The sequence below is a fragment of the Acidobacteriota bacterium genome (genome assembly GCA_034211275.1).
Taxonomy (GTDB): Bacteria; Acidobacteriota; Thermoanaerobaculia; order Multivoradales; family JAHZIX01; genus JAGQSE01.
Map to the genome: position 1 here is coordinate 34785 of JAXHTF010000034.1, position 10870 is coordinate 45654.

The following is a 10870-nucleotide window of genomic DNA, read 5'->3' on the forward strand; positions in this document are numbered from 1 at the left end:
GAGCTCCTACCTGAATTCGCTTCTGCGGCTGGCGGGTACGTCTTCCGGACGACCGTTGGCGCTGCGCTGCAGCGCCCGCAGATAGGCCACGATGGCCCACCGGTCCGCCACCGGAATCTGCGCGCCGTAAGCCGGCATGGTGCGAACGCCATGGGTGATGATGTCGAAGAGCTCGCCTTCGGGGCGGGCCAAGGTCGCCGCCGCCGTCAGATCGCTGGGCGGCGTCCAGGTTCCCTCCGCCAGCTGGGCGGCGCGGCGGGCGGTCGGCCCGTCCCCGATGCCGGTATCCCCGTGGCAGGGCGCGCAGAAGATCTGATAGCGCTCCCGGCCGCGCAGCATCTGCGCTTCGTCGACGCCCCGAGGCAGCCGGTCGACCCACGCTTCCGCGCCGTCCCTCCCGAGCTCTTTGCCCAGGTAATAGGCGTCGTCTTCCCGCAGCTCGCCCTGGGCCACCGTACCCTCCACCGGCCGCCGCATGGCGCGGCCGTCGGCGAAGAAGGAGCTGGCGCTCTGAGCCCGGTGATAGGCCTGATTGTCCATATCCGGCACCACGTGGAAGCGCGGCTTTTCCGACGGGTCCCCCTGGGCGCGGTAGAGCCAGGCCACGGGCAGCAGAGCCAGCGCGGCCAGCAGGATGCCGGAGTACACCAAGATGCGGGGCATGCTCATTCCTCCAGGCGCTCGACGTGGACGCCGCCGAGGGACTCGGCGAATTCCTGGGTCCGTTGGAGGTCGAAGCGCGAGTCGCTCGCTTCCAGCACGATGAAGAAGCGGTCAGCGGTGACGCGGCGGAACCGTTCGCTCTTGAACACCGGGTGATAGAGGCGGGGCATTCCAGTCCGCCCCCACAGCCCGAAGAAGGCGGTCAAGGCGGAGAACAGCACCGTCAGCTCGAAGGTCACCGGAATGTTGGCGGGCAGGCCGAAGAGGGGCTTGCCGCTGATCAAGAAGGGATAGTCGACGGCGTTCATCCACCACTGCATGAGCAGGGCGACGGTGAGGCCGGTGAGCCCCCCGGCGAGGATCAGCAACGGCAGCCGGGTCGGGCGGATGCCCATGGCCCGATCCATGCCGTGGATGGGGAACGGCGTGTAGGCGTCCCAGCGCTGGAAACCCTCGTCCCGCACCTGGCGGCACGCCGCCACCAACTCCTCCGGGTCGTCGAACTCGATGAGGAGACCGTAGGTCCCGAGATCCCCGGAGCTCGTTCGGGCGCTCATGGGTTCTCCTCCTGCTTACGGGGCCGGCGGTGCACGTCGCCGTGGTAATCCCCCACCGGCCGTCTCACGCCGTGGACGTGGGCCGCCGGCATCACCGTTTTCACCTCCGCCATGGCCACGATGGGCAGATAGCGAATGAAGAGCAGCACCAGGGTGAAGAAGAGACCGAAGGTGCCGACGAAGGTGAGGATGTCGACGAAGGTGGGAGAGTAATAATCCCAGCTCGACGGCAGGAAATCGCGGCTCAGAGACGTCACCGTGATGACGAAGCGCTCGAACCACATGCCGATGTTGACGAAGATGTAGAGGATCCACATCACCAACGTATTGGTCCGAATCTTCTTGAACCAGAAGAATTGCGGCGCGATCACATTGCAAGTGACCATGGTCCAATACGCCCAGGCATAGGGCCCGAAGGCCCGGTTGACGAAGGCGAAAGCCTCGTTGGGATTGCCGCCGTACCAGGCGATGAAGAACTCCGTGGCGTAGGCGAAGCCGACCATCGAGCCGGTGGCGAGGATGATCTTGTTCATGTTCTCCAGGTGGCGGAGAGTGATCAGCTTCTGGAGACCGAACCACTTGCGGGCCGGCACCAGGAGGGTGCCCACCATGGCGAAGCCGGAGAAGATGGCGCCGGCGACGAAATAGGGCGGGAAGATCGTCGTATGCCAGCCCGGCACCTGGGAGACGGCGAAGTCGAAGCTCACCACCGAGTGCACGCTGAGCACCAGGGGCGTGGCCAATCCCGCCAGGATCAGGTAGGTCTTCTCGTACCGGTGCCAGTGGCGGTGACTGCCCCGCCAACCCAGGGACAGCACCCCGTAGATCATCGCCCGGGTCTTGGTCTTCGCCCGATCCCGCAGGGTCGCCAGATCCGGCACCATGCCGGTGTACCAGAAGAGCAGCGAGACGGTGGCGTAGGTGCCCACGGCGAAGACGTCCCAGAGCAGCGGGCTACGGAAGTTCGGCCACATGGCCTGGTAATTGGGCACCGGGAAGAGCCAATACACCACCCAGATGCGCCCAACGTGAATGGCCGGAAAGATGCCGGCGCAGATCACCGCGAAGATGGTCATGGCCTCGGCGAAGCGGTTGATGCTGGTGCGCCACTTCTGCCGTAGCAGGAAGAGGATCGCCGAGATCAGGGTGCCGGCGTGACCGATGCCGACCCAGAAGACGAAGTTGACGATGGCCCAGCCCCAACCCACCGGATTGTTGAGGCCCCAGACGCCGATGCCCTCGAAGATCAGATAGCCGATCATCGCGAACATCATCACCGTCAGCGACGAGGTCACCGCGAAGGCGATGTACCACGCCCGCGGTGGGCGCGGCCGCTCGGCGATGCCGGCGACGGTCTCGGTGATGCTGGTGAAATCATGGTCCCCCAGCACCAGCGGCGTCGGCCGCGTGGGGTCGTCAGCGGTGTTGTCCAGCGGATCCGCTGCCAGGCTCTGGGTCAGGCTGCTCATCCTCAATGGCCACCTTCATGCTCGGAGTTCTGCGATTGGCCATCATGACCATTGGACGAGTGCCCTTCGGACGAGTGCCCCTCGGTAGCGGGACCGTGGGCACCAGCACCGTGGGCCGACGGAGCGCTCAGATCCGGATGCGGGTTGCGGATCCGGGCGAGATACACGGTGCGGGGCTTGACGTTGAGCTCGGCGAGCATGGCGTAGGCCCGAGGATCGGAGTGCTGCTTCGCCACCTCGCTGTCGGCGTCGGCCAGGTCCCCGAAGGTGATGGCCTGGCTGGGGCAAGCCTGCTGGCAGGCCGTCACCACGTCGCCGTCCCGCAGCTGCCGGTCCTCGTTCTTGGCCTCGATGCGGGCATGCTCGATACGCTGGACGCAATAGCTGCACTTCTCCATCACTCCCCGGGACCGGATCGTCACCTCCGGGTTCTTGCCCAGGGCTTCGAGCTCCGTGACGTCCTTGTTGAGATTGAAGAAGTTGAAACGGCGCACCTTGTACGGGCAGTTGTTGGCGCAATAGCGGGTCCCGACACAGCGGTTGTAGGCCATGACGTTGAGGCCTTCCTTGCTGTGCATGGTGGCGCCCACCGGGCAGACCTGCTCGCAGGGAGCGAGCTCGCAATGCACACAGGCCACCGGCTGGTGGGCGACGCGGGCGGTGTCCGGGTCGCCGTGGAAATAGCGGTCGATGCGAATCCAATGCATCTCCCGCCCCTTGCCGACCTCCTCCTGCCCCACCACCGGGATGTTGTTCTCCGCCTGGCACGCCGTGACGCAGGCGTTGCAGGCGATGCAGGCGTTGAGGTCGATGGCCATGCCCCACTGATGCCCTTGGCCCTCCCGCTCGTTCCACAGCGAGATCAGCGGCGGGTGATGGATCCCCAGGTGTTGAGCGAACTCCGGGTGGTGCTCGAAATCCTCCAGGGTTCCTTCCCGCACCAGCCCTTCCACCCGCCGCTCGCGCTCCGCCTTGCCGCGGTTGTCGATGGCGTAATGATTCTGGGTCGAGGTGAGGGTGCCCTTGCCGCCCACCGCCGTCAGCGCCACGCCGCGGCGGATCCACCGCTGGTCCCAGGTCTGCAGGGCATAGGCATCGACGCCGATCCGCCCGTCGCCCCCACGGCCGACCCGCCCCACCTGGCGGCGTCCATAGCCGAGGGCGACGGATACGGTGTTCTTCGCCATCCCCGGAACCACGAAGACCGGCAGCTCGATGGCTTCCACCGCCGTCGCGATGCGCACCAGATCCTCGTGCTCGAGGCCGAGCTCGTCGGCCAGGCTCGGAGCCAGCAGGGCCGCATTGCCCCAGGTGAGCTTGGTCAGAGCGTCGGGGAGCTCCTGCAGCCAGGCATTGTTGGCGTAACGGCCGTCCACCACCCGGGCATCGGGGCGTAGGTCCAGCTCCAGGCCGTCGTCCTCGCTCGTCCCGAAATCGTCGAGATCCAGATCCCCCCAGGCGATGGAGCTCACCAGCTGGGCGGAATCTCCGCCGGGCCCTTCACCAGCCCCGTCGAGCTCCAGGAATCCATCGTGGAGGAACCGGCGCCACGCCTTGCTCCCATTGAAGCTGCCGCCGATGAGCTCGGAGGCGCCGCTGGAACCCCCAATGGAGCTACCGCGGAGCTCCGCGAAGGTCTGCTGCACCATCTCGTGGGCCGTTCTCGGGGTCTCGTCCGCGAGCAGGGAGAGCAGCTCCGCCGCCGTCCGTCCTTCGAAGAGCGGGCGAATCAGGGGCTGGGTGGCGCACAGGCGGCCGTCCAGATCCCAGCTGTCGCCCCAGGACTCCAGACCGTGGGCCATGGGCAGATGCCACCGGCAGGCCGCCGCCGTCTCGTCGGCGGAGAGCCCAAGGTGCACGGTGCTGCCGGCCTTGTCCAGGGCGGCGGCGAAGTCCAGGTCCGGCGGAGCGTCGTAGACGGGGTTGCCGTCGAGAATCAGCAGACAATCGATCTCCCCCGCTTCGAGCCGGGCGGTGAGCTCCTTCAGCGTCCCCCGCTCCACCCGGCGTTCGGGGGCGGGGCGGTAGCGGAGCGGGGCGGGCTCTCCGTCATTCCCGTGCTCACTCCCTTTCTCATTGGCCAGAGCCAGATTCATCCGGTGCACCAGGGCATGGGCCGCGGCGGGATAGCGGTCCCCCAGGGCGATCAAGCCTTCGCCGGCATGGTCGAGGAGATCCTGGGCAGCGGCCTGGAGGGTAGCGCTCAAGTCCTCCGCGCCGTCGCCGGCCGGGCTGGTCAGATCGGAGCTGGTCAAATCGAGACTGGCCAAATCGAGGCCCGCCAAGGCCTCCGGTCGACGCAGCCGTCCGGAATTCTGCAGCTTCGCCGCCAGCGCCGCGAGGGCGCCGACGACCTGCGACGGCGCCACCGGCACCCGATGATCCGCCGCCGCGCCGGTGGCGCTCTGCAACGGCTCGAAGACATAGAGCCGATTCATCGCTCCAGAGACCGGCTTCCGCCCCTGGGCGAAACCCCGGGCGTTGCTCACGCCCTCGGGATGGCCCACCAAGAGGTCGGCGTCAAAATCTACGATCACCCGGGCTCGTTCGAGGTCGTGGCCGACGGTCACTGGCCGGCCGAAGACCGCCTCCAGCCCCTCCGCCTCCTCCGGACCGCGATTCGCCGCGAACTCATACCAGCCGAGCGCCGGGAAGCGCTGCAGAAGGCGCTCGGCGGCGCGTTCGAGGGTCGGCGAGGCGTGGGGACGACTGAGAACCGCCAGCCGAGTCTCCGCACCCGAGGCCATCAGGCCCGGGATCGCCGCCTCGAACTCCTGCCAGCTCGACCGGCGCACCAGCCCGTCCGCCCGGATCACCGGCTGACGACTGCGGTCGCGGTCGTAGAGCTCCAGCAGATTGGCCTGGGTCAGGGCGTCCGTCGCCCCGGCGCTGGCCGGGTGACCGGGATTGCCCTCGATCTTGATCGGGCGCCCGTCGTAGCTCGACACCACCACCGGCCGCACGGTGCCGGCCACGTCCAGGCTGGTGGCGTAGCGCGAAATCTTGCCGGGCTGGTAGCTCTCCGGCCGGCGATCGAAGGGAACGATCTCCTCCGCCGGCCAGCGGCACCCCGAAAGCCCCGCCAGCGCCACCGACGCCGACATCACCTGCAGTACCCGGCGGCGGGAGATGGAATCCAGCGGCGAATCTGCCTGGTCGCTGAACTCCTGCTCGAGGCTGCGCGCAAACGCCTCGTCGCCAGCTAGCTCCTCAAGGCTCTGCCAATAGCCGTGGGAATGGGTTTGGGACCGGGTGGAGTCAGACATCTTCTTCCTTCGGAGGGAAAACTCAGGATGCGTTAGCGATGAGCCTGTCTAGCGATGACACTGTCTAGCGATGACACGTGGAGCAATCCGTCGAGGGCACGATGCCGTGAATCTTGGCCAGCTCCGCCCCCACCACCGCCGGATCCTCCGACGGCTGCCAGCCCAGGTCGGTGATCCGCTCCCGGGGCCGCAGCTGGGCCTCGGGATCCCGGTGACAGTCGAGGCACCAGCCCATGGTCAGGGGCTTCTCCTGCCGGACGACGTCCATGCGGTCCACGCGGCCGTGGCAGGACACGCAGCTGACCCCCGCGGTCAGGTGAACGCTGTGATTGAAGTAGACGAATTCGGGCAAATCGTGCACCCGCACCCAGCGGACGCTCGTGCCCTCCTGCGCGGCCCGCCGCAGCGGCTCCAGCAGCTCGCTCTCGGTCTTCACCGAGTTGTGGCAGTTCATGCAGGTGGACACCGGCGGCAGGGCGGCCTTCGCCGCGGTCTCCACCGTGTTGTGGCAATACCGGCAATCCAGCCCCAGCTCGCCAACGTGCAGCCGGTGGCTGTAGGGAATGGGCTGCTCCGGGGCATAGCCGACGGCGAGGGTCGAAGGGGAGAATCCGCCCCAGACCAGGACACACGTCAAGATGATGCCCGCCAGAGCGCCCACCACCAAGACGGCCCGCAGTCGATTTGTCCAGGCCGGAAATACATAGAAAACCGGCCGGCTCGGGGATCTTTGATCCTCGCCCAAGGTCGACTCCTTCAGTCGCTAGCGATGCCTGGAATTACACGTTCAGTCAAACTTCAGGAAATCGTTCCACGAAATCAGCCTGTGGGCGCCGCCGCAGCCGATGGCCGCAGCACACGATTTCCTGCGTCAGAAGTATGCAAAGGCGCGCCTCCGTTGTCCTCACCCCAAGGGGTAGGCTCTTCTCCCCCTCTCGAAGGTAGGTCGGCCGATCGGTCAATTCCGCCCGGGGCGCCCTCGGCGCTTCGGGCCGCAGCTCCTCGGAAGCGCAAACCCCTGGGGGCAGTACACATCCACCGAGTAGCGGAGATATCCTCGTCCTAAGCCTCCTGCTCTGCGAACAGCAGCGCGCGAGAAGAGACGCAAATGGACAACCATCGAACCAAGGCCGTACTGGGATTTCTCGTCCTCGCCGCCGTGCTCGGCCTGGCCTCCTGGAGGCTGCTGGCTCCGGTGGCTGGCGCCGGCTCCTGCGACCTGAGCTCCCAGCCGTGCCCCCTCTCCCTCGGAGATCAGGAGCTCCTCGCAGAGCTCCTCCCCCGCTACCCCGCCCCAGGCGAAGAGTTCCTCCTGATCCTTCGTTCCGCCCCTGGGACCGCTACCGACTTCGACCCGGAAGCGATCAGCCCGGAAGGGGTCACCGTGGAGTTCTCCATGCCCGGCATGGATATGGGCGAGCACCAGATGCAGCTCCAGCCCACCGCAGACGGCACCCTGGGAGGCCGCATCGCTTTGCCTTCGTGCCCCATGGGCCACTCGCTGTGGCAGGCCACGGTGCGCGTCGGCGAGGAGCCCGTCGCCGACTGGGTGCTGCATGTTGGGCAGTGATTCGATCTTCGTGCTGATGTTGCTGGCGGGCCTCGCCGGCGGCCTCGGCCATTGCTCCGGCATGTGCGGCCCGCTGGTGATCCTGCTCTCCCCGCGGCAGACCGGCCGAGCCCACACCCTCCAGCTGCACCTCGGGCGCATCCTCTCCTACGCCCTCATCGGCGCCACCCTCGCCGTTCTCTCCGCCATCCTGGCCTTGGAAGTCGAAGTCTTCCCCGCCCGCCGCCTGCTCCTCCTCACCGCCGGCATCGTCCTGATCCTCAGCGGCCTCGCCACCCTGGGCCTCCCCTTCCTCCAACGCGGCTGGTCCCGCCTGGCCCTCAGCGCCACCCCCCTCCGCCGCGCCTCCCGACTGGCCGAAAAGGCCGGCCCCTTCCTCCTCGGCCTGTTCTGGGGCCTCCTCCCCTGCGGCCTCCTCTACTCCGCCTACACCGCCGCCGCCGCCACCGGCGCCGCCGCCCCCACCCCCCTCGTGGGCGCCCTGCAGGGCGCAGCGGTGATGGTGCTCTTCGGGCTGGGCACGACACCGACGCTGGTGGGGATCAGCTGGGCCGCGGGGCAAGTTCCGGTCCGGGCGCGGGTTTGGTTGCAGCGGGTGGCTGGGGGGGTGGTGGTGGTTTCGGGGGTGGTGATGGTTGTGGGGGCGCTGTAGGCAGATCGGAAGGATCACCGCCAGCTATATACTGAACACCAAAAGAATCTTAAAGCTGCGCACTCGCGAGACTTCAATCTCACGTTAGATCAAGGAGAGACGATCGTGGAACTACCGAGACATTGGGACATCATGCATCCAGCCCTGAATGTTCTCAGCGACCGATCTCCCAAAAGGGCTAAAGATCTTGAGCAGCCCCTTGCCGAGTTCTTCAGCCTGAGCGAGGAAGACCTCAATCAAATGTATGAGTCGGGCAACGGCCCGATCTTCTACGACCGCATTACCTGGGCTTTGAGCTACCTCGCCATGACGGAATTCGTCGACCGGCCCAAGCGCGGCCTCTACCAAATCAACGCAGACGGGCTTCGACTACTGGACCGCCCTAATGAGGTCAAAGAGCGCATTCGGGCTCGGATGGCCGAGCGCGAACAGGCCAAGCAGGAGGCGACCGAAACAGCATCCCAAGCATCAAGGGAGCTTTCGGGCGAAGGAAATTCGACCCTGACGCCCCAAGAGAGGATGTACGAGTCCTACGAAAAGATCCGTCAGTCCACCTACGACGCAATCCTCGACACGATCCTGAGCAAATCCCCCACGGCGTTCGAAACGCTGGTCGTCAAGCTACTCCAGAAGATGGGCTACGGAGGAGAGATCAAGGATTCCGGCCACGTCACACCGCCTGCTGGCGACGGAGGAATCGACGGCGTGATCAAGGAGGACATCCTCGGCCTGGGAAGGCTCCATATCCAGGCGAAGCGTTACGCCCGCAATCGGACCGTCGGGCGAGAAGAAATCCAGAAGTTCGTCGGCGCCCTGGCCGTCGCCCGATCCAAGAAAGGCGTTTTCATCACCACGTCGAAATACTCCGCCGAAGCCATCCAATACGCCGACAGCCTCCACGGAGGCACCACCGTCGTCCTCATCGACGGCGAGGAGCTCGCTCAGCACATCTATGACTTCAGCCTCGGCATGCAACCCGAGCAGATCATCGAGATCAAGAAGATGGACGTCGACTTCTGGGACTCGATGCAGGATGATCCTGGGGTGGGTGGTGGTTGAGGGGGAGCCTGGGAGCTGACGGGCTCAATCTGAGCAGCGGCGCAGTCGTTCGTTTCGAGGCGAATATTATATATCGAGCATATCTAATTTACTCTTCAGAGGTTCGTAGGAGTGCTCGGGCCGGACGCCCGCCTCCAGAACGTCTCGCAAATTAAGGAAGTAGGGCTCAACGCCTATATCCTCTCGGAACATCAGATTCCGGCTCACCTCAAAAGCGGTGAAGAAGTCGGAGGGAGCCACCGCAGCGTCTCGCATGGTCTGGACGACGGAATCGGCCACACCCTGAGCAGAAGAGTCACCTGCCACCTCTGCGGCTCGTGTAACGTCTGCAATCAGTCCAGCGACGCGAATCGGTTCTACCTTTGTCACTATTGAGACAGTCTCGGTCGCCTGTAGCGCTGCTTTCATCAGCGGCACGGGAATCCTCCTAAATGAGAACAAACGCAGCACATCGGCCTTCTCGGTAGGGCTCAGCATTCCAAGCCCCTTGAACCGCGAAATCGCCTGAAGTTGCTTTTCTCGCTCCTCCCACTCATCGGCGCCCGCTGAAAGCACGGCAGCCTGCCGATAGATGTCTTCGACCCGTGAAGCAAGACGAACACTGGACGAGAGGAAAGCTACTACGGAGAAGATGATCCAGATAGCTACAAAGGACAGGAAGTTCTTCAACGACCACTCGACGGAATAGACGCTAAACAGTCCGGCGGCAAGGGCCAGAGCTGCCTCGCCGTAGTTCTTGGTGCTGAAATAGACCAGAAGGGCTACCGCGAGTACGAGGAAAAGGACCGTGGCTTGTCTGGTTTCTGACCATCGACCTACCAATGCAATGCCAGGGATAACGACGATCAAGAGGCAGCCGACCGCAGCCGGAGCCAGTTGATAAGAACTCTTGATCACGGCCCCGAGCGAACGAAAGGCCTCGGAGAGGCTCTGACCCAACGCTCCCTTCTTGTTTGTCTTTGTCACGGAATCAACTCACTTGGTATCTCGATCCATATCCACTGATGTACAACGGGCTCACCCTGAGCAGCGGCACAGCCGTCCGCCTCAAGGTGGGTTTTCTGCGCCCGTGCAGATCTATTCATCATTGGCCCCGTTGAGCACTCCGCACCTGTTGCGCTCTATTTCTCTTCGAATTCGCTCGATCGTATTTGGGCCTAGAATCCCGTCCACGTAGTCTAGTTTCGCAGAAGTCTGAAAGTCGGCTACAGCGCGGCATAGAGCGCATGTGACCTCGTCCGAGAACTCTTTCGCCTCTTCCTCGCTTCTTCGATAGAAACCGAGAGCGTGTAGGTCTTTCTTGACCCCGGAAACTGACTCCCCCAAGCCTTCAAGGTGATGCTTCGTCAAAGCTTGCTGAACTTCGAGGCGGGCTGGCTCGGACACGTTCCCCAAGACAAGAGCAACGTCTTCCCAGACCTGCTCTCGCACGCGGTGCGCTTCACCAGTAACACTATAGATATCACCAGCGATGGTCCTTGTCGTGTGCTCCACTCTTTCCAGAGCCGACTCCACCTGATCGTTGCATAAACCCACCCCAGATCAAGCAGCTTCAAGCTGCCCGAGATACTCCACAAAATCCTCTTGGACAGCCGGCCCCACGCCCAGCGTCAGCGTCAGGACTCCTTGAGGCC

At 64.7% G+C, this 10870-nt stretch carries 9 protein-coding genes; 3 read left to right on the forward strand and 6 right to left on the reverse strand.

Annotated elements, in window-relative coordinates; genetic code table 11:
- Nucleotides 1–6: 6 nt before the first annotated feature.
- The 5 genes from SX243_08135 to SX243_08155 form a co-directional block, all read right to left on the reverse strand.
- Nucleotides 7–663, reverse strand: coding sequence for a cytochrome c (locus tag SX243_08135; GenBank protein ID MDY7092925.1), 657 nt, complete (start codon nucleotides 661–663; stop codon nucleotides 7–9).
- A 2-nt stretch (nucleotides 664–665) separates the two neighbouring features.
- Nucleotides 666–1220 carry a DUF3341 domain-containing protein gene (locus SX243_08140; GenBank protein ID MDY7092926.1) on the reverse strand — a complete coding sequence of 185 codons (555 nt, stop codon included), beginning with the start codon at nucleotides 1218–1220 and terminating at the stop codon, nucleotides 666–668.
- Complete coding sequence (gene nrfD / locus SX243_08145; protein ID MDY7092927.1) at nucleotides 1217–2689, reverse strand: NrfD/PsrC family molybdoenzyme membrane anchor subunit; 1473 nt, start codon at nucleotides 2687–2689, stop codon at nucleotides 1217–1219. The genes SX243_08140 and nrfD overlap by 4 nt, the downstream gene beginning before the upstream one ends.
- Before the next feature lie 2 nt (nucleotides 2690–2691).
- Complete coding sequence (locus SX243_08150; GenBank protein MDY7092928.1) at nucleotides 2692–5955, reverse strand: TAT-variant-translocated molybdopterin oxidoreductase; 3264 nt, start codon at nucleotides 5953–5955, stop codon at nucleotides 2692–2694.
- 64 nt (nucleotides 5956–6019) lie between these two features.
- On the reverse strand, nucleotides 6020–6700 hold the full coding sequence (locus SX243_08155) for a cytochrome c3 family protein (GenBank protein MDY7092929.1): 681 nt from the start codon (nucleotides 6698–6700) through the stop codon (nucleotides 6020–6022).
- Between the two features lie 363 nt (nucleotides 6701–7063).
- On the opposite strand from SX243_08155, the gene SX243_08160 reads away from it, so the two are divergent.
- The 3 genes from SX243_08160 (at nucleotide 7064) to SX243_08170 (ending at nucleotide 9236) form a co-directional block, all read left to right on the forward strand.
- Nucleotides 7064–7525, forward strand: a complete 462-nt coding sequence (locus tag SX243_08160) for a hypothetical protein (protein MDY7092930.1) — start codon at nucleotides 7064–7066, stop codon at nucleotides 7523–7525.
- Nucleotides 7512–8177 (forward strand): sulfite exporter TauE/SafE family protein, encoded by a 666-nt coding sequence (locus tag SX243_08165; protein MDY7092931.1) that lies wholly within the window; start codon nucleotides 7512–7514, stop codon nucleotides 8175–8177. Before SX243_08160 ends, SX243_08165 begins: the two co-directional genes overlap by 14 nt.
- 105 nt (nucleotides 8178–8282) lie before the next feature.
- Nucleotides 8283–9236, forward strand: coding sequence for a restriction endonuclease (locus SX243_08170; GenBank protein MDY7092932.1), 954 nt, complete (start codon nucleotides 8283–8285; stop codon nucleotides 9234–9236).
- Between the two features lie 66 nt (nucleotides 9237–9302).
- On the opposite strand, the gene SX243_08175 is transcribed toward SX243_08170, so the two are convergent.
- Nucleotides 9303–10175 (reverse strand): hypothetical protein, encoded by an 873-nt coding sequence (locus SX243_08175; GenBank protein ID MDY7092933.1) that lies wholly within the window; start codon nucleotides 10173–10175, stop codon nucleotides 9303–9305.
- Nucleotides 10176–10870 lie beyond the last annotated feature (695 nt).